The following is a 19,159-nucleotide window of genomic DNA, read 5'->3' as shown; positions in this document are numbered from 1 at the left end:
CCCTTGTTCGACCGCACAAACCTTCAGGTTCTGGCGAACCATGCCCGCGCGGCGGCCGAGAACATGGCCCACACGCTGCACCGCACCGCGCACTCCGCTTTCGTCAAGGAGACGCAGGACTTCACCGTGATGCTGATGGACCGCTCGGGCGCTACATTCGCCGTCCCGATGGAACTCGGCGCCACCTGGTATCCCGGGCTTTCCTATCGCCGCGCCATCGCCATGGTGGACGACTACCGGCCCGGCGACGTCGCCTTCACCAACGATCCATATTCCGGCTACGTCGCCACCCATGCGCCGGACACCCATTTGTGGAAACCCGTCTTCGTCGACGGCGAGATCGTCGCCTGGAGCGGAGGCCACATCCACAACACGGACATGGGAGGCGCGGTGCCAGCCTCGCTTAGCCGGGCGCTGACCGAAATCCATCAGGAAGGCATCCGCTTTCCGCCGATGAAGCTCGTGAAGGAGGGCGTCTTCGACGAGATGATCCTGCGGATCATGAGCACCAATGTGCGCAAGCCAGATCTCAACATCGGCGACATCAAGGCGCTGGTCGGCGCCCTCAACACCGGCGAGCGAAAGATCCAGGCGATGGTGCGGAAGTTCGGCAAGGCCGGGTTCGTCGAGGGCGTTGCCGCTCTTCTCGACCATGCGGAGGCGCAGGCGCGCGACGTGCTGCGCTCCATGCCCGACGGCACCTGGGAATTCGCCGACTATGCGGACGAGGATTCCGTCGAGGCCAATCCGTGCCGGCTGAAGCTGACGCTGACGATCAGGGGCGACGAGGCGGTGCTCGACTTCACCGGCTCCGATCCGCAGCTCGGCTCCTCGCTCAATGTGCCCTCGGGCGGCGACCCGCGCCACACCATGCTGCTCATCGGCGTCTACTACGTGCTCTATACGCTCAACCCGAAGCTCCTACTCAACACGGGCCTCACCCGGCCGTTCACCTGCATCACGCCGCACGGCTCGGTGCTGAACCCGGTCTACCCCGCGGCCGTGGGCATGCGCTCGCTCACCTGCTCCCGGCTGCGCTCGGTGGTCTTCGGCGCCTTTTCGCAGGCAGTGCCGGAGCGCCTGCCTGCTGCGCCGGCCGGCAACAACTGCATCGTCAACGTCATGACCACGGATGAGCGCACCAGCCGGAGCGTCATCGCGGCGGTGAACCCGGTGGTGGGCGGCGGCGGCGCGATGCCGCATCGCGACGGGACCAATGGATCGGGCGCCGATGCCGCCTATCTCAAGAACACACCGATCGAGATCACCGAGACCGAGACTCCGGTCGAATTCGTCAAATACGGCCTCGCCAAGGATAGCGGCGGTGCGGGCCGTTGGCGCGGCGGGCTGGCGACCGAGATGGCCTTCCGCGTCTTTGCCCCCGACTCCAGGATCACGGCGCGCAACCGCGACCGCAGCTTCTTCCGTCCCTGGGGGGTGCTCGGCGGCAAGGCGGCCGGCCTGTCGGATATGGTCGTCAATCCGGGGACCGAGCACGCGCGGCGGCTGGGCAACATCGACACCGCGGTCTTGCAGCCCGGCGACGTGCTCGAGATCCGCTCCGCCGGAGGCGGCGGGCGCGGCGATCCGCATCAGCGCGAGCCCTGGCGGGTCGCTGAGGATGTGCGGCGCGGCTATCTCTCGGCGGCTGCGGCCGAACGCGACTATGGCGTCGTCATCCGCGGCGGCGAGGTCGATGAGCAGGCGACGGTGCATTTACGCGCGCGGCACCGGCCGCCCGCCGGCCATTTCCATTTCGGTCCCGAGCGCGATGGCTACGAGGCGCAGTGGACGCCGGCCACCTATGACCGCCTTCACGCCATATTGGATGCCTTGCCGATCCACTGGCGGTTCTTCGCCAAGACGGAGATTTTTCGCCGCATGAAAGGGCGCTCCGGGCCGGAAGGTGTCCTGGCGGCCTTCGACGCGGTCTGCGAACGGTTTCCCGAACTGCCTCGTCCGCGTCCGGCGCGAGAGGCCGCGGAATGATCGCCGCCGGCCGCATCGTCCGGCTGGCCGAGCGCGACCGGGCAGAGGTGCGTTTCGTTCTCGACGGTGAGATGCGTTCTGCTCTTGCGGGCGACACTGTGCTGACCGCCATGCTGGCTTCAGGTCATGTGTTGCGAAAGTCGGAGTTCGGGCCGGAATCACGCGCCGGCTTCTGCCTGATAGGAGCCTGCCAGGATTGCTGGGTGTGGCAGGATGGGGGACCGCGTTTGCGCGCATGTTCGACGCCTGTCGTCGAAGGCATGCGGTTGCGCACGACGGCGCCGGAGAACTGGCCGTGAGCGAGGCCCCATCGCCGCGGATCGTAATCGCCGGCGCCGGGCCGGCTGGCATAAGGGCCGCGGCGACGCTGGTCGAGGCAGGGCTTCACCCGGTGGTGATCGATGAGGGGCATCGCGCGGGCGGGCAGATCTATCGCCGCCCGCCTGCCGGCTTCGTCCGCACACCGGAGCAGCTCTACGGGTCGGAGGCGGCCAAGGCCCGCGCGCTGCATGCGCTCTTCGACCAAATGGCCGAAGCAGGGCGGCTCACCTATTGCGCGGGAAGCTCCGTCATCGCTGTGCATGGGGGGCGGCTGCACATGCTGGGGGAGGGCGGCCTGCAGGTCATCGGCTATGACCGCTTGATCCTTGCCACCGGCGCGTCCGACCGCGTCGCCCCGGTTCCCGGCTGGCAGAGCGCCGGCGTCTACAGCCTAGGTGCGGCGCAGATCGCGCTCAAGGCGCAGGGCGTGGCGCTCGGGCGGCGCATCGTCCTCATCGGATCGGGGCCTTTGCTGACACTGGTCGGCGCTCAGCTCCTCAAGGCCGGAGCGAATGTGGCGGCGATGCTGGATACATCCTCCTGGCGCCAGCAGATGCAGGGGTTCTGGGGACTCGCCGCCCGGCCGGTGGTCACGCTGCGCGGCCTCGCACTGCGGGCGCGGCTTGGCGGCCGCTATCATGCGGGCGTGGCGCTGGAGCGTATCGAGGCCGACGCGTCGGGTGTAACGGCAATACGCTGGCGCGATGCCGTCGGCCGGCAGCGTCTTACCGCATGCGACACGGTCGGCATGGGCTGGCACCTGCGGGCGGAGACGCATCTGGCCGACCTGACGGGATGCGCTTTCATTTATGACGAGCAGTGGCGGCAATGGCTGCCAAGGACCGACGAGATGGGTCGGGCCGGCGACGGAGTCTACCTTGCCGGCGATGGGGTCCGTCTCCTCGGAGCGGACGGCGCGGAGATCTCGGGGCGCCTTGCCGCGGCGGCGTGCCTTGCCGATCTCGGACGTCCGGCGCCCTCCGCCAGCGCCGATTTGCGCAAGCTGGCGCGGCTCGAGCGCTTTGCCCGCGGTCTGGCTCGCGCCTTTCCCTGGCCGGCCGAGAGGGTGCGGGCACTTCCCGATGAGGCGATCGTCTGCCGCTGTGAGAATGTGAGCGCCGCAGCCGTGCGTGAGGGCGCGGATCTGGGCGGCGGCGAGGCCAACAGGGTGAAGTCGCTTTCGCGTGTCGGCATGGGGCGCTGCCAGGGGCGCTTTTGCCAGTTGGCTGCTGTCGAGCTCGTCGCGGCGCAAGCCGGCTGCGCACCGGATGCTGTCGGCCGGTTTCGCGGGCAGGCTCCTGTCCGGCCGGCGCCGATCGGCGCCTTTCTCCGAGAGGGCTGATGCAGGTCCGGAGGCTCCACCTACCAAGCAATGTCGGAATGTCGAGCCTGGGACTAGAAGTCGGCGACCTTACCCCACGCCGAAGCATCGAAGCGCCGCGGATCGTAGGATGTCGCATCGACGATTGGTTCCGACCCGGTCACGAGATCGGCGACGAGGTGGCCGGCGCCAGGTCCGATGCCGAAGCCGTGCCCCGAAAATCCGGCCGCCAGGAAGAAACCCGGAACGCCGTAGATCTCGCCGATGGCGGGCACGCCGTCCGGCGTGCTGTCGATGTAGCCGGCCCAGGCGGCGCTGATCCTGGTCTGGCGCAAGGCGGGCAGCAGCTCGAGCGCGCGGGCATGCGTCAGGCGGATCGTGGCGTGGTCCGGGCTCGGATCGAGGATACGCATGCGCTCCATCGGCGTTGGCCGGTCGAGCTGCCAGCGCCGGAGCGTTTCGTGGCCCGAACGCATCCCCTGCAGGCCGCCGGGCGCGAGGCTTCGCCACCGCTTCAGGAACATCGGGACGAATTGCGACGAGAAGCGCAGCTGCTGCGGCGTCACATCCACGCGCCCGCGTCCGCTGATGGCGAGCGTATAGCCGCCGTCGCCGCGGCGCGTCGCCGATATCCGCGCCGTATGCAGCGCATCCGGCAGGCCTTCAGCACCGGGCGAGACGGACAAGATGGAGGAGCGGACCGACGCTTGCGGAAAGCGGAAACCGAACTGGTGGCAAAACGAAGAGGCCCAGGCGCCGCCGGCCATCACCGCCATCTTCGTGCGGATCGTTCCGTGTTCCGTGACCACGCCACTCAGGCGCCCACCCTCGGTCTCGATGCCGCGCGCGGCGCAATTCTGGTGCACGGTGCCACCGAGCGCGAGAATGGCGCGGGCGACCGCGGGCGCGGCGCGCGATGGATCGGCCGTGCCGTCGGTCGGCGAGAAGACGCCGCCCTTCCAGCTCCGGCCAGTGCCGCGGCCGCGCTCGCTGGCCTCGGCGCTGTCGAGCATATGCGTGGTGACGCCGGCCGTTCTGGCGAAATCGCGCCAGCGCGCCCAGCCGGCCAGTTCCGCCTCGTCATTGCTGAGATAGAGCAGGCCGCAGCGGCTAAAGCCGGTGTCCTCGCCGCTTTCGGCGGCAAAGTGCTCCCACAGATCGAGGCTTCGGGTCGCCATCGGCAGCTCGCGGGCATCGCGGTTCTGCTGGCGGCACCATCCCCAGTTCCGGGAGGACTGCTCGGCGCCGATGCGTCCCTTTTCGACAAGCGCGACTTTCAGGCCGCGCCGTGCCAGGTAATAGGCCGCGAAGACACCGACTATGCCGCCGCCGATCACCACCACATCAGCCGATTGCGGCAGTTCGCCCGACGTTTCGATTTGCTGCAGCGGCGCGCGCATGATCCTCTCTGCCTTGAAGCGCCAGTCTATCGCGTTGTGCTGGCAGCCGCTGCCGCAGTTGAGACAGAGGCAGAATTTTATTCCGGCAATTCCGTCGAAATCGCGAGTCCCTGCGTTTCAAAGCGGTATCCGCCCGGATGGACAGCCCTGCGGGCTGTGGTAGTCTCAACAGTCACCAGAAACGCAGCATTTTGTGCTGCGGAACTCTTCTTCGGAGACACCAGTGAAACTCGATCGGATCGATATCAAGATTCTTCACGAACTGCAGAAGAACGGCCGCATCACCAACGTGGAATTGGCGGAAGTGGTGCATCTATCGCCGAGCCCATGCCTGATGCGGGTCAAGAGGCTGCAATCGGAGGGTTATATCGAAGGCTATTCCGCGCAGGTCAATATTGGCAAGCTCGGCCAGACATTGACCGTCTTCACCGAAATCACCTTGAAGAACCACCGTCAGGTGGACTTCGCTCGTTTTCTCGCCGTCGTGGATAAGATCGAGCAGGTCATCGAATGTCACCTTGTGTCGGGTGGCTACGACTACCTGATGAAATTCGTGACCTCCGGCATTGCTGAATACCAGACGATCATGGAGCGGCTGACCGACATGGATATCGGCATCGACAAGTATTTCTCGTTCGTGGTGCTGAAGTCTCCCATAGTCAAGGCGCACATGCCGCTGCCCAGCCTGTTTCCGAGGTGAGGCCCTGTTTCCGAGGTGAGACCTTGCCGCCTCGTCAACGGTGGCTGTACTGGCTGACGAGCTCGGGGTCGCGGACGAGGCCGTCGAGCCAGGTCGGATCGAGCTTCGGCACGGAGGAGAATAGAAGCTTGGAATAGGGATGGGTGGCCGCCTTCACCTTGTCGGGTGTGATCTGCTCCACCCGCTCCCCGTTGTACATCACCATGATCTCGTCGCAGATCGCCTCGACGACGGAGAGGTCGTGGCTGATGAAGATGTAGGAGAGCCCCAGCTCGCGCTGCAGCTCCTTGAGCAGCTCGATGACGGCGGCCGCCACGACCGTGTCGAGCGCCGAGGTGATCTCGTCGCAGATGATGAGCTTGGGGCTAGCCGCCAGCGCGCGCGCGAAATTCACGCGCTGCTTCTGGCCGCCCGACAGTTCCGAAGGGTGACGGTAACGCAGCGCCTTGGGCAGGCGCACCATGTCGAGCAGTTCGTCGACGCGCTTGGAGCGCGCCTGCCTGTCGAGCCGGTGATAGAAGGCCAGCGGACGGGCAATGATGTCTTCCACGGGCTTGGCCGGATTGAGCGCGGTATCGGCATACTGGAAAACGATCTGCATCTCGCGCAGCTGATCCTGGCTGCGTTTGCTGGCGGCGCGCTGCAGTTGCTTGCCGTCGAAGACGATGTCGCCTGCCGCCGCCGGATGGATGCCGGCGATGACGCGCGCCAGCGTCGACTTTCCGCAGCCGGATTCGCCGATGACGCCGAGATTGCGGCCCTTCTCCACGATCAGGCTGACGGAATCGACAGCGCGGATGAGGGGCAGGCCGTCGCCCCGAACCGCACCGTAGCCGGCCGTCACATTGTCGATGCGCAGCAGCTGGTTGGCCGCGGCCTCCGCGTCCGCGTGCGCTTGCCGCGGCTTCGGCTCGAACGCTGCCAGCAGCTCGCGCGTATAGGGGTGCTTGGCGGCCGAAAGGATTTCAGCCGTCGTGCCGGTCTCCTGCACTTCGCCACCCTTCAGCACCACGATGCGGTCGGCGATCTGGGCGACGACCGCAAGGTCGTGGGACACGTAGACACCCGCTATCCCGCCCGCCCGCATGACCGACTTGAATGCCTTCAGCACGTCGATCTGCGTGGTCACGTCGAGCGCAGTCGTGGGCTCGTCGAAGATCATCAGCTTTGGATCGCCAATGAGCGCCATGGCCGCCGCCAGCCGCTGCAACTGCCCGCCCGAAACCTGGTGTGGATAGCGGGCGCCGATCCCGTCCGGGTCGGGCAGCGACAAGGCCCTGAACAGCTCGACCGCCCTCTTGCGCGCCTGCTCGGGTGGCATCAGCCTGTGGATGCGCGTGACCTCGATCACCTGCTCCATGATCGTCGACGAGGGGTTGAACGAGGCGGCGGCACTTTGCGGGACATAGGCGATGTCGGTGCCGCGCAGCTTCGCCCGTTTCTTCTCGGAAAGCGCTGCCATGTTCTTGCCGTTGACGTTGATCTCGCCGCTCGTGATCCGGCATCCGGGCCGTGCGTGGCCCATGAGCGAGAGCGCCACCGTCGTCTTGCCGGACCCGCTCTCGCCGATGAGCGCGACGATCTCGCCGTCGGCGATGTCGAGGCTGACGCCCTTGATGATTTCGACGACGCGTCCGGCGTCGGTCGTCGCCTCGATCTTCAGGTTTCTGACCTCGACGAGGTTGGTCATGCGTCACGGTCCCTGATTTTCTGCGGCAGGTTGTCGATCAGCAGGTTGACGCTGATGGTGAGGCTGGCGATGGCCAGCGAAGGCACGACGACCGCCGGGGCCGCGAACGGCAGGCCGCCGATGTTCTCGCGCACCAGCGCACCCCAGTCGGCCAACGGCGGCTGCAGGCCGAGCCCGAGGAAGGACAGGCCTGAGAGCAAAAGCACGATGAAGACAAAGCGCAGGCCGAAATCGGCGAGCACCGGGCGGATGATGTTGGGCAGGATCTCGGACCCGATGAGATAGGCCGTGCTTTCGCCGCGGACGCGGGCGACGGTCATGAAGTCCATGGTGTTGATGTTGACGGCGAGCGCCCGTGCGAAGCGGTAGGCGCCGGGGATGTAGATGACGGCGAGCGTCAGGATCAACGCCGGGATGGACGAGCCGACCGCGGCCACCACCACGAGGCCGAACAGCTTGCTGGGAATGGAGTTCATCGCGTCCAGGAAGCGGCTGAGGCAGGTGTCGAGCCAACCGCCGGCGACGGCCGCGATCATGCCGAGCACGACACCCGAGAAGCAGGCGATGGAGACTGCGGCGAGCGATATGCCGACGGTGTAGCGGGCGCCCATCAGGACCCGCGAGAGCATGTCCCGCCCCAGATAGTCCGAGCCGAGCCACAGCCCCTGGCGCATCGGGCCGAAATAGTCGTCGTCGACGATGTCGCCGATCGAATGTGGGATGATGTAGGGCGCGAAGATCGCGACAAGCGTCCACGCCAGGATGACCAGCGCGGCCACGACGCCGACGAGGTTGTAGCTGTGGCCCAGGAGGGACCGTCGGGAGGCTGCCGCGCGCGCCATCATCATCTGAGCCTCGGGTTGGACATGATGGCGACGATGTCGGCGGCCGTGATGAGCAGGAGATAGCCCAGGCAGAAGATCATCGCGCAGCTCTGGATCAGCGGCAGGTCACGGGTCGCGACCGCGTCGACCATCAGCTTGGCGATGCCGGGATAGTTGAAGATCGTCTCCACGATGATGACGCCGCCGACCAGATAGGACAGCGAGAGCGCGACCGCGTTGACGATCGGTCCGAGCGCGTTGGGCAGCGCATGCCGCAAGACCATGCGGCCGCGCGAGGCACCTTTGAGAAGCGCCATCTCGACATAAGGCGTGGACAGCGTTTCGATCACCGCGGCACGGGTCATGCGGATCATCTGGGCGGAGATGACGAAAGTGAGCGTGATCACGGGCATCGCATAGATGCGCACGAGGTCGGTCAGTGAATGCGCCTCGTTGACCGAGGACAACGCCGGCAGCCATTTGAGATAGACGGCAAAGAGCAGCACCGCCAGCGTCGCGACCATGAACTCCGGCACCGAGATGACGCCGATCGAAAGGATGGTGATGGCGCGGTCATAGAGCGAGCCCCGTAGCATCGCGGCGGTGATGCCGAGCGTCAGCGCCAGCGGCACCGAGATCAGCGTGGTGACGCTGGCGAGCTTCATGGTGTTGACGAAGCGGCCGCCGATCAGCGCCGCGACCGGCATGTCGTTGGCATAGGAGGTGCCGAGGTCGCCGTGGAGCAGGCCGACAAGCCAGCGCAGGAAACGCAGGATCGCCGGGTCGTTGAGATGCATGGCCTCGCGCAGGCCGGCAACCGCCTCGGGCGTCGCCGCCTGGCCAAGCAGGATCGAGGCCGTGTCGCCAGGCAGCATGCTGGTGGCGAAAAACACGGCGAACAGGACGATCAGAAGCGTGACGGCCGCGACCGCCAGCCGCTTCACCACGAGGTTGAGAACCCCAGATTTCATGGAAGCGCTCCCCGCGGTTGCGTTCGGTCAAACAATCCTGCGCAATGCAGTGCCGGAGCCGGCCGACCGGCCCCGGCAGGCGCCTCTCAGGCTTCGAGCCAGAGATATTCCGCCATCGCATAGCCCATCATGCCACCGAGTGGGTTCGCTTCCAAACCCTTCACCTTGCTGGAGAGGGCATCAACGTTGGAAATATAGGCCGGGATGATGGTGCCGGCCTCTTCGGACACCATCGTCTGCATCTGGCCATAGATTTCCTTGCGCTTGGCCTGGTCGAGCGAGCCACGCGCCTCGACAAGCATCTTGTCGAACTTCTCGGACTTGTACTGGCTTTCGTTCCACGGCGCGTTGGAGGCGTATAGGAGCGAGAACAGGATGTCGGGCGTCGGGCGCGGATTGATGTTGCCGAAATGGATCGGCGCCTTGAGCCAGTAATTGTCCCAGTAGCCGTCGGACGGAACGCGCTGGACGTCGAGCTTCATGCCGATATCGGCGCCGGCGGCCTGGATGATCACCGCCATGTCGATCGACGAGGTCGCGGCGTCGGAAGCGATCACGGGAATCGACTGGCCGAGCACGCCCGCTTTCTGGAAGTGGAACTTCGCCTTGTCCGGATCGAAAGCCTTCGGCTTGAGGTCGGTGTTATGGAAGATGTTCGCCGGCGAGACTGGCTGGTCGTTGCCGATTTCGCCGAGACCGCGCAATGCTGATTTGACGATCTGCTCGCGGTTGACGAGATACTTCATGCCGGCCACGAAGTCGGCCTTCTTGCCCGGATCCATGTCGAGCCGGATGTTGAGGTCCGTATAGTTGCCCGACGTCGTTTTCGACAGTTCAAAGCCTTGCTGGCTCTCCAGCAGCTTCATTGCGCGCGGATTGATCGAGGCGGCAAAGTTGATGTCACCGGAGAGCAGGGCGTTGACTCGGGCGCTGTCGTCGGTGATGGCGATGAACTCAAAGGAGTCGAGGTAAGGCTTGCCCGACTTCCAGTAGTTCTTGTTCTTGGTGACCACCGAGCGCACGCCGGGCTCGAACGTCTGCAGCACGAAGGCGCCGGTACCATTGCCCTTGGAGAAATCGGTGGTGCCGTCGGCCACTATCATGAAGTGATGCAGCGCCAGGATGGTCGGCAGGTCGGCATTCGGATCGGCGAGCGTGATTTCCACGGTCGACTTGTCGACCGCCTTGAAGCCGGTCATCTGCGCGGCGATCTTGGCAACCTTGGAGCCGACCGCTTTGTCGAGATGGCGCTTCAGCGAGAAGACGACGTCGTCAGCTGTGAGGTCCTTGCCGTCATGGAAGGTGACGCCCTTGCGCAGCTTCACGGTCCAGGTCTTGGCGTCCTTGCTATCGAAGCTTTCGGCCAGTTCCATCTGCGTCTTGCCATCCTTGTCGAGGAAGGTCAGGCGATTGTAGAGCGAGCAGCAGCGGACATAGTCGGTGGAGAGCGACGCCTTCGCCGGATCGAGTGTGTCGGCGGTCGAGGACGACCAGCCGGCCGCCTTGAAGTTCCCACCCGAAACCGGGGTGGCTGCGACTGCTTGCGTCGCGCGGCCAAGCACTACGCCGCCCGCGGCAACCGCTGCGCCGCCGGCCAGCAGCATCTTGAGAAGTTCGCGGCGGCTCGCGCCCCGCCGGATGGCGTTTTCGACCATGGCATCGTCTGCGCTGGTCCAGTTGGTGATCTTGTCGGTCATGTTCATTCCCCTTTCTGTTGGTTTAGTCGGTATGCTCGTCTTGCTGCGGCTTCCCGGGCTTGGGTTCAGGTTCGCTCCTTCAGGCTTTCGCGCACGGCCGTCGCAAGGGCGGCCATCGAGGTGAAGTGGTGGTCCGGCACGGTGAAGCGCTCGGGCTCGATCGTGCCGCCATAGCCCTTCTGGGCGTGCCGGCGCTCGATCCAGCAATTGGTCATGCCGAGCGCCCGGGAGATGCCGATGTCGTGGTATTGGCTTTGTGCGACATGCAGGATGTCGTCCTTGCCGTCGCCGCGCGCCGCCACGAAATCGAAGACCTTCTGGAAAAAGGCCGGGTCTGGTTTTTCCGTACCGGTGTCGTCGGTAGTGAAGGTGGCGAAGAACGGCGATCCGAGCTGCTTCTCGAAATGGTCGAGCGCCCAGCGCCGGGCATTGGTCATGGCAATCAGCCTGTGCGACTTGGCGAGATCGGCCAATGCCGCCGCGCTGTCGGGGAAGCCTTTCCAAACGCTGGCTGAATCCCGCAGGCGCACACCGTATTTCTCTTCGGCCGGCAGGCCGAGCCGCGGCGCGATGACCATGTAGACGCGCACGAGATCGTCCGGGAACAACCCCACGCCAGGCATGTAACGGGCCTGCCGATAGAGGGCGAGTGCTTCCTCGCCGACGATGGCAACGCCAGCCTCGGCGGCAATCCCCGCCAGACAGGCCGTTATACCGCCTTCGAAGTCGATCAGCGTGCCGACGACATCGAAGGTCATGTATTTGAATTCGCTAAAGGCCTTGGCCAAGAACTAGCTCTCCTCTGCACGCGGCCCAATTGCATGGTGTTGAACAGAACAAAATTTCGTGCTGTCCGAGGCGTCGGCCTTTTTCAAAAGCCCGGAAATTCGGGCTCTGGCCTTGTCTTAAAAGCAGTCTGGCACTTCCCTCGCGCTGGATACGCCGAAAAGGCGCGGAGTAGCGGCACAAAATTGCGAAATCGTCTGCCCCGGCGATATTTCGAGATGCCAAAGATTCGGCGCCCGTCATGCAAGGGCCTTGCGGACATCGGGATCGTCCAGCGTTTGATCGAGCGTCCGGCGCGTGCGCTCGATGATCGCATCGATATCGCCGTCGGTGCAGCAGAGCGGTGGTGCATAGCCGAGAACCCCGTGCGCGAAGGCACGGATGATGAGGCCGTTGTCCCACGCCCTGTCGAAGACCCGCCGCGCCGGCATTGCCGAAGCGGGAAGCGGCGTCTTCTTCTGCTTGTCAGTCACCAGCTCGACCGCGGCAAGCATGCCACGGCCACGCACGTCGCCGACCAAAGGATGGTCGCTCAGGTCGGCCAGTCCGGCCATCAGGCGGGCGCCGGCCTTGATGCCGTTCTCCAGAAGTCCGTCCTCATAGAGCTTCAGCACCTCGAGCGCGACGGCGGCGCTGACCGGATGGGCGGAATAAGTATAGCCGTGGCCGACCGCCGCGTTGCCCGCGCCATCGGCGATGACCTGGTAGACATGGTCGGCCATGAACACGGCACCCATCGGCACATAGCCCGAGGTCAGCCCTTTTGCGGTCGTCATGAAATCGGGAACGATGTCCTCGTCCGTGCAGGCGAACAGCGGCCCGGTGCGGCCAAAGCCGGTGATCACCTCGTCGGCGATGAACAGGATGCCGTATTCGCGGCAGAGCTCGCGGATCGCCTTGATCCAGCCTTTCGGCGGGACGATGACGCCGCCCGAGCCCTGGATCGGCTCGGCATAGAAGGCGGCGACCCGCTCGGGACCAATCTCCTCGATCTTGGCCTTCAGCGCGCCAAGCGACGCGGCGATGATCGCGTTCCCGTCCTCGCCAACCGGGTTGCGGTACGGATAGGGCGACGGGATCTTGTGCTGCCATTCGAAGGGAATGCCGAAACCGGCGTGAAAGACAGGCAGTGCGGTCAGCCCCGCGCCGACCACCGACGATCCGTGATAACCCTGCTCGATCGAAATGAACTGGTCGCGTTGCGGCTCGCCCCTGGCATTCCAGTAGTAACGGACGAAACGGATCGTGCTGTCGACCGCGTCCGATCCGCCGAGCGTGAAATAGACGTGATTGAGGTCCCCCGGCGCGCGCTCGGCCAGTTCCGAGGCGAGCCGGATAGCCGGCTCCGAGCCAAGGTCGAAATAGGCGGTGGCGTAGGGAAGCTCGCGCATCTGCCGGGCCGCCGCCTCGACGATGCTGTCATGGCCATAGCCGGCGTTGACGCACCACAGCCCGGCGAAACCGTCGACGAGCTGCTTGCCGGACGCGTCGGTCACGGTCGCCCCCTTCGCCGATTTCAGCACGCGCACGCCGAGCGCCTCGTGGCCGCGATAGGAGGAGACTGGATGGATGAGATGGGCGCGGTCGAGTTCGATCAGGGAATTGGCGAGCATTGTTGTCCTCGTGACTAGAGCATGATGCCGAAAAGTGTGAGGCGGCTTTCGGACGACATCATGCTCTATCTCCTTGATTTAGAGCCGGATTCAGATTTCGGATCGAACCGATCCGAAATCATCCGGCTCTAGCCGAGCGCCTGGTTGGCAAGTGCGTAAACTTTTGGCCGGGCCTGTGCCGCGTCCTTCTTCGAAGGGCGGTCCATGGCCACGCCGCCACCGACATGGGCGAGGCCGATTTCCGTGAGCCAACCGGCGATGCCGGTCCGGCTGTCGGTGTCCACGCGCAGGAAGGCGCCGGCGCGCGACGCGGCGAAGAAGCCGATCAGGGCCTTGGCGTCCTCGACACTTCCCGCGATGACCGGGCCGATCACCTCGCCGCGTCCGAACGGACGGATCGCGGCATAGGCTTCGATGGCGCCGTCGCGGCGGATAACAGCGAATTGGCCGCGCTCGGCCAGCGCATCGATCAAGGCTTCGCGATCGGCGCCATAGGCGTCGCGATCCAGCGCCTTGATCTCCAGCAGGTCGTCGGCGCTTGTCGCTTCCACGCCGTCGGGCGCCCCAAGCGCAGCGACGCTGCCCTGATGCTGCAGGATTGTGCCCGAGGGCACAAAGCCCAGTTTCTGATAGAGCGGCATGCCATCCGCTGTCGCAACGAGCCGCAGCGGACGTTTTTGGGCCAGGGCGAAGGCCTGTTCCATCAGCCGGCGCCCGAGCCCTAAGCCGCGCATGTTCCTGTCGACGATCACCATGTTGATCATGGCGCAATCCGTGCCATATGGCGTCACCAGTATTGTTCCGGTGACCCGGCCCTGGCCGTCGAGCGCCACCGCGCCGCTCGAAAGCTGCAGCGCCATCTGCCAGTCCTGCGGGCGATGCGGCCAGTTCTCCTGGCGAGAAAGCGCCACCGCGCCCTCGATATGGTCGGGCCCGAAGTCCCGGAGTTCGATCTCGCCCTGCTGCATGAGGCATCCTTCCGTCTCGCCTCGAAGTGTCGACCATCGGCGCGCCGCAGATCGTCTGAAGGTTTCGGTCTCTGCGGTATCTTTCGCCTTTGCACGGCACGCGCGCCGCATCTTCTGCTGGCGGCGTCCCAGGCGGATGCGCTTGACCATCGCGCAATGGCGCGCTTCCCGACAGGCAAGATGCTACAGCGTGCCAAACCGGACGTCGGATACGGAACTTTCTGCTTTCGCGGAGCCGTTTTCGGTCAGGTGGCTCGCCGCCTGCCCGCATATGATGACGTAAATCCCAAGGCGGGTGCGCTTCCACCGGAGATCGACGGACATGGCTTCATTCAGGCCCAAATACATCACCTTCGACTGCTATGGCACGTTGACTTTTTTCCAGATGGCGGAAGCGGCGCGCGACCTCTATGGCAGCCGGCTCGACGAGCCGCGCATGCAGGAGTTCATCAAGAACTTCGCGGCCTATCGGCTGGACGAGATCCTGGGCGACTGGAAGCCTTATGCCGACGTCATCCACAACGCGCTCGAGCGCGCCTGCAAGCGCAACGATGTCGTCTTCAGCCCCGACGACGCCAAAATGGTCTATGAGCGTGTCCCGACCTGGGGGCCGCATGCCGACGTTCCGGCCGGCCTGGCCAAGGTCGCCAAGGAGATTCCGCTGGTGATCCTCTCCAACGCCATGAATGCGCAGATCATGTCCAACGTCGAGAAGCTCGGCGCGCCGTTCCATGCCGTCTACACGGCCGAGGAGGCGCAGGCCTACAAGCCCCGCTTCCAGGCTTTCGAATATATGCTCGACATGCTGGGCTGTGGCCCGGAAGATATCCTTCACTGCTCGTCTTCGTTCCGCTACGACCTGATGTCGGCGCACGATCTCGGCATCAAGAACAAGGTCTGGGTCAACCGCGGCCACGAGCCGGCCAACCCCTATTACGGCTACACCGAGATCGCTGATATTTCAGGTCTTCCCGGCGTGGTCGGGCTTTGAGACAGGCGAATTGCCTATGAAGCTCGTCTCCTACTGGCACGACACCGCCCCGATCTTTTCAGGCGGGGCGCAAGGCCCGGTCGAAGGGCATTACGATGCCGCCATCGTCGGCGGCGGCTTCACCGGTCTTGCCGCTGCGCTCCAACTGGCGAAGGCCGGCGCCAAGGTGGTGGTGCTGGAAGCGGAGCGGGTCGGCTGGGGTGCATCCGGGCGCAATGGCGGGCATCTGAACAACGGCCTCGCCCACAGCTATCTTTCGGCCAAGGCGGAGATCGGCAAGGAACGCGCGATCGCGCTCTATCGGGCGCTGGACGACTCCGTCGATACCATCGAGGCATTGATCGCCAAGGAAGGCATCGACTGCAACTTCCGCCGCGCGGGCAAGCTGAAGCTCGCCTCCAAGCCGCAGCATTTCGAGGCGATCGCGCGCAACTTCGAAGCCGTCCATGCCGAGGTCGATCCGGACACGGCGCTGCTGTCTGCGGCCGATCTCAAATCCGAGATCGGCTCGCCCTTCCATGGCGCGATGCTGTCGAAGAAAAGCGCCATGATGCATATGGGCCGCTACGTGGCCGGTCTTGCCACGGCCGCCGTCCGCCACGGCGCTATCATTCACGAGAACGCCAGGGTGACGGACCGCAGGCAAGCCGGAACCAGGTATGAGCTGACCACCTCGCGTGGCCGCATCAGCGCCGACAATGTGCTGGTGGCGACCGGAGCCTACACGACGCCGAATTTCAGTTACTTCCGCCGCAGGATCATTTCCGTCGGCAGCTTCATCATCGCCACGCGGCCGTTGAGCGATGCCGAGATCGCCGCGACCATGCCGGGCAACCGCACATGCGTGACCTCGATGAACATCGGCAACTACTTCCGGCTCGCACCCGACAATCGTCTGATCTTCGGCGGCCGCGCGCGTTTTTCGGCGACGTCCGACCAGCGCTCCGACGCCAAGAGCGGGCAGATATTGCGGGCAAGCCTCGCGGCGATCTTCCCGCAACTCGCCAAGGTCGAGATCGACTATTGCTGGGGTGGGCTGGTCGACATGACCAAGGACCGTTTCCCGCGGGCCGGCTACCATGACGGTGTCTGGTACGCGATGGGCTATTCCGGCCACGGCGCGCAGCTTTCCACCCATCTCGGCATGATCCTGGCCGATGCCATGCTCGGCCGTGAGGATCGCAATCCACTGAAGGGGCTCGAGTGGCCTGCCATTCCAGGCTATTCCGGCAAGCCCTGGTTCCTGCCGATGGTCGGCCTCTACTACAAGGCGCTTGACCGGATGCAGTAAGGCAGTAAGGCAGTAAGGCAGTAAGGCAGTAAGGCAGTAAGGAGTGCTCTATTCGCTACTGCCCTACTCCCTTACTGCCCTATTCCCATATGAAAACTCTTCATCTCGAGATATTCCTCGATGCCGGCCTGGGCGCCCTCACGGCCGAGGCCGGATTGCTTGACGCCGCCGAAGGGGGCGACTTCCATCGAGACCGAGCCGGTGTTGAGCCCGACCATGCCGAACTCCAGCGCCTCTCCGACGCGCCAGGCGCGCTTCAAATTCTCGGTGTAGAAGTAAGAGGCAAGCCCGTAGGGCGTGCCGTTGGCCAGTGCGATCGCTTCCTCTTCGGTCTCGAAACGGAAGAGCGGCGCGACCGGGCCGAAGGTCTCCTCGCCGGCGAGCTGCATCTGTGCTGTGGCGCCGGTCAGCACCAGCGGCGCGACATATTGCGGGCCCTCCGGCAGCGACGGTTTGTCAGTGACGATCGCAGCGCCTTTGGCGAGCGCATCCTCGACATGGCGGTTGATCTTCTCGACCGCCGCCATGTTGATCATCGGTCCGATGGCGACGCCGGGCTGCGTGCCGGGCCCCACCGTCATGGCGTTGACGCGGGCGGTGAGCTTCGCCGCGAACGCCTCATAAATTCCAGCCTGGACGAGGATGCGGTTGGCGCACACACATGTCTGGCCGCCATTGCGGAATTTCGAGACGAGCGCGCCCTCGACGGCGAGGTCGAGGTCGGCGTCGTCGAAGACGATGAAGGGGGCGTTGCCGCCGAGCTCGAGGCTGAGCCGCTTCACGCTGTCGGCCGCGCCGCGCATCAGCAGCGAGCCGACCCGCGTCGAGCCGGTGAAGGAGATCTTGCGCACGGTCTCGTTCGACATGATCTCGTTGCCGATCTCAGCCGGCATGCCGGTGACGATGTTGATGACGCCGGCCGGGATGCCGGCCCGTTCGGCGAGCACGCCAAGCGCCAGCGCCGAATAGGGCGTGAACTCGGACGGTTTGATCACAACCGTGCAGCCAGCGGCCAGCGCTGGCGCGACCTTGCGGGTGATCATCGCGTTGGGAAAATTCCACGGCGTGATGATGCCGCAGACGCCGACCGGTTCCTTCAGCACGATGATGCGGCGGTCTTGCGTGGGCGAGGGGATGGTGTGGCCGTTGATGCGGCGTGCTTCTTCCGCGAACCATTTGACGAAGGACGCGCCGTAGCGGATCTCGCCTCTAGACTCGTCCAGTGGCTTGCCCTGTTCCGTGGTCAGGATCAGCGCCAGATCGTCAAGATGCGCAAGCATTAGCCCATGCCAGGCCTCCAGCAGCGCGGCGCGCTCGGCATGGGTCTTCTTCTTCCAATCCCGATAGGCGGAGGCCGCGGCGTCAATGGCCGCGCGCGTTTCAGGGCCGGCCATATCGGGCACTGTACCGATGGCGGCTTGGGTCGCCGGATCGATGACATCGACGGTCTTGCCGGAGCCGGCATCGACCCACTTGCCGGCGATCAGGCCGGTTTCGCGGAACAGACTTTTGTCTTTCAGGTTTTTCATCGAAAACGACCTTGCAATCAGGAGAGTGCTGTCACGACGGCGGCCGTGATGGCCTCCGTGCGGTCCTTGCCGGGAGCGGTTCCAATACCGCGCGCGGTCGTCGCTTCGAGCGCCTTCATAATGCGGCCGGCAGCGGCTGTTTCGCCGAGATGATCGAGCATCATCGCGCCGGACCATATGGTGGCGATCGGATTGGCGATGCCGAGATGGGCGATGTCGGGCGCCGAGCCGTGCACCGGCTCGAACATCGACGGCGCCGAGCGGCCGGGGTTGATGTTGGCCGAGGCGGCGTAGCCGAGCCCACCCTGGATCGCCGCGCCGATGTCGGTCAGGATGTCGCCGAAGAGATTGGAGGCCACGACCACGTCGAGGCTGTCGGGCGCCATGATCATGCGCGCGGCGAGCGCGTCGACATGGTAGCTGGTGACTGTGACATCAGGATACTCCGCCGCCAGTTCGCGCGTGATCTCGTCCCAGAAGACCATCGAGTATTTCTGGGCGTTGGACTTGGTGACGGAGGCAAGCTTGCCGCGCCTCGCCCGCGCCTGCTCGAAGCCGAAGCGCAGGATGCGCTCGACGCCGGCGCGGGTGAAGATCGAGGTCTCCACGGCGACCTCGTCCAGCGTGCCCTGATGCACGCGCCCGCCGGCGCCCGAATACTCGCCTTCGGTGTTCTCGCGAATGCACAATATGTCGAAGCTCTCAGCCCGCAGCGGCCCCGTCACCCCCGGCAGCAGGCGGTGCGGGCGGATGTTGGCGTATTGCACGAAAGCCTTGCGGATCGGCAGCAGCAGGCCGTGCAGCGAGACGGAATCCGGCACCTCCGTCGGCCAGCCGACCGCGCCGAGCAGGATGGCGTCGAAGCCGCGCAAGGTGTCGATGCCTTCCTCCGGCATCATGCGGCCGGTCTCCTTGTAGAATTTGCAGGACCAGGGAAATTCGGTTCCGGTTAAGGCAAAGCCGGACTGTTTGGCTACCGTTTCCAATACCGTCCAGGCGGCGGCGGTCACGTCGCGGCCGATGCCGTCACCGGGGATCAGGGCGATCGAATAGGAGTTCATCGGCATC

16 protein-coding genes are annotated in these 19,159 nt (G+C 65.0%); 6 read left to right on the top strand and 10 right to left on the bottom strand.

Features of this window, described 5'->3' with window-relative positions:
* Window positions 1-3: 3 nt before the first annotated feature.
* The 3 genes from RFM98_RS05935 to RFM98_RS05925 are packed head-to-tail and all read left to right on the top strand — an operon-like array spanning window position 4 to window position 3,652.
* Window positions 4-1,989, top strand: a complete 1,986-nt coding sequence (locus tag RFM98_RS05935) for a hydantoinase B/oxoprolinase family protein (RefSeq protein WP_320307961.1) — start codon at window positions 4-6, stop codon at window positions 1,987-1,989.
* On the top strand, window positions 1,986-2,288 hold the full coding sequence (locus RFM98_RS05930) for a (2Fe-2S)-binding protein (protein WP_320307960.1): 303 nt from the start codon (window positions 1,986-1,988) through the stop codon (window positions 2,286-2,288). The genes RFM98_RS05935 and RFM98_RS05930 overlap by 4 nt, the downstream gene beginning before the upstream one ends.
* Window positions 2,285-3,652 (top strand): FAD-dependent oxidoreductase, encoded by a 1,368-nt coding sequence (locus RFM98_RS05925; RefSeq protein ID WP_320307959.1) that lies wholly within the window; start codon window positions 2,285-2,287, stop codon window positions 3,650-3,652. Before RFM98_RS05930 ends, RFM98_RS05925 begins: the two co-directional genes overlap by 4 nt.
* Window positions 3,653-3,705: 53 nt before the next feature.
* On the opposite strand, the gene RFM98_RS05920 is transcribed toward RFM98_RS05925, so the two are convergent.
* Window positions 3,706-5,031, bottom strand: a complete 1,326-nt coding sequence (locus tag RFM98_RS05920; protein ID WP_320307958.1) for an NAD(P)/FAD-dependent oxidoreductase — start codon at window positions 5,029-5,031, stop codon at window positions 3,706-3,708.
* 223 nt (window positions 5,032-5,254) lie between these two features.
* Between RFM98_RS05920 and RFM98_RS05915 the strand changes: the two genes are divergently transcribed.
* Complete coding sequence (locus RFM98_RS05915; RefSeq protein WP_320212843.1) at window positions 5,255-5,731, top strand: Lrp/AsnC family transcriptional regulator; 477 nt, start codon at window positions 5,255-5,257, stop codon at window positions 5,729-5,731.
* 34 nt (window positions 5,732-5,765) lie between these two features.
* Here the strand turns inward: RFM98_RS05915 and RFM98_RS05910 are convergent, their stop codons facing one another.
* The 7 genes from RFM98_RS05910 to RFM98_RS05880 all read right to left on the bottom strand — a co-directional run bounded on the left by RFM98_RS05910 (window position 5,766) and on the right by RFM98_RS05880 (window position 14,280).
* Window positions 5,766-7,421: an ABC transporter ATP-binding protein gene (locus RFM98_RS05910; RefSeq protein WP_320307957.1), complete on the bottom strand. Its 1,656-nt coding sequence runs from the start codon at window positions 7,419-7,421 to the stop codon at window positions 5,766-5,768.
* Window positions 7,418-8,269 (bottom strand): ABC transporter permease, encoded by an 852-nt coding sequence (locus RFM98_RS05905; protein ID WP_320307956.1) that lies wholly within the window; start codon window positions 8,267-8,269, stop codon window positions 7,418-7,420. Before RFM98_RS05905 ends, RFM98_RS05910 begins: the two co-directional genes overlap by 4 nt.
* Window positions 8,266-9,216 carry an ABC transporter permease gene (locus tag RFM98_RS05900; RefSeq protein ID WP_320307955.1) on the bottom strand — a complete coding sequence of 317 codons (951 nt, stop codon included), beginning with the start codon at window positions 9,214-9,216 and terminating at the stop codon, window positions 8,266-8,268. Before RFM98_RS05900 ends, RFM98_RS05905 begins: the two co-directional genes overlap by 4 nt.
* An 86-nt stretch (window positions 9,217-9,302) precedes the next feature.
* Complete coding sequence (locus RFM98_RS05895) at window positions 9,303-10,913, bottom strand: ABC transporter substrate-binding protein (RefSeq protein WP_320307954.1); 1,611 nt, start codon at window positions 10,911-10,913, stop codon at window positions 9,303-9,305.
* 65 nt (window positions 10,914-10,978) lie between these two features.
* Window positions 10,979-11,701 carry an HAD-IA family hydrolase gene (locus tag RFM98_RS05890; protein ID WP_320307953.1) on the bottom strand — a complete coding sequence of 241 codons (723 nt, stop codon included), beginning with the start codon at window positions 11,699-11,701 and terminating at the stop codon, window positions 10,979-10,981.
* A gap of 237 nt (window positions 11,702-11,938) precedes the next feature.
* A complete protein-coding gene (locus tag RFM98_RS05885) occupies window positions 11,939-13,312 on the bottom strand; it encodes an aspartate aminotransferase family protein (RefSeq protein WP_320307952.1) in 1,374 nt (457 codons plus the stop codon).
* 128 nt (window positions 13,313-13,440) lie between these two features.
* Window positions 13,441-14,280 (bottom strand): GNAT family N-acetyltransferase, encoded by an 840-nt coding sequence (locus RFM98_RS05880; RefSeq protein WP_320307951.1) that lies wholly within the window; start codon window positions 14,278-14,280, stop codon window positions 13,441-13,443.
* 322 nt (window positions 14,281-14,602) lie between these two features.
* Here RFM98_RS05880 and RFM98_RS05875 point away from each other — a divergent pair, with 322 nt between their 5' ends.
* Window positions 14,603-15,271, top strand: coding sequence for a haloacid dehalogenase type II (locus RFM98_RS05875; protein ID WP_320307950.1), 669 nt, complete (start codon window positions 14,603-14,605; stop codon window positions 15,269-15,271).
* 16 nt (window positions 15,272-15,287) lie between these two features.
* Window positions 15,288-16,562, top strand: a complete 1,275-nt coding sequence (locus RFM98_RS05870) for an NAD(P)/FAD-dependent oxidoreductase (protein ID WP_320307949.1) — start codon at window positions 15,288-15,290, stop codon at window positions 16,560-16,562.
* Between the two features lie 71 nt (window positions 16,563-16,633).
* On the opposite strand, the gene RFM98_RS05865 is transcribed toward RFM98_RS05870, so the two are convergent.
* Window positions 16,634-18,091: an NAD-dependent succinate-semialdehyde dehydrogenase gene (locus RFM98_RS05865; protein WP_320307948.1), complete on the bottom strand. Its 1,458-nt coding sequence runs from the start codon at window positions 18,089-18,091 to the stop codon at window positions 16,634-16,636.
* A 17-nt stretch (window positions 18,092-18,108) separates the two neighbouring features.
* Window positions 18,109-19,152, bottom strand: a complete 1,044-nt coding sequence (locus tag RFM98_RS05860; protein WP_320307947.1) for a tartrate dehydrogenase — start codon at window positions 19,150-19,152, stop codon at window positions 18,109-18,111.
* Window positions 19,153-19,159: the final 7 nt, after the last annotated feature.

It is taken from the genome of Mesorhizobium australafricanum, from assembly GCF_033977265.1.
Classification (GTDB): Bacteria; Pseudomonadota; Alphaproteobacteria; order Rhizobiales; family Rhizobiaceae; genus Mesorhizobium; species Mesorhizobium australafricanum.
The sequence above is the reverse complement of the archived record's forward strand: the minus strand, read 5'-3'. Positions and strand labels throughout refer to the sequence as shown.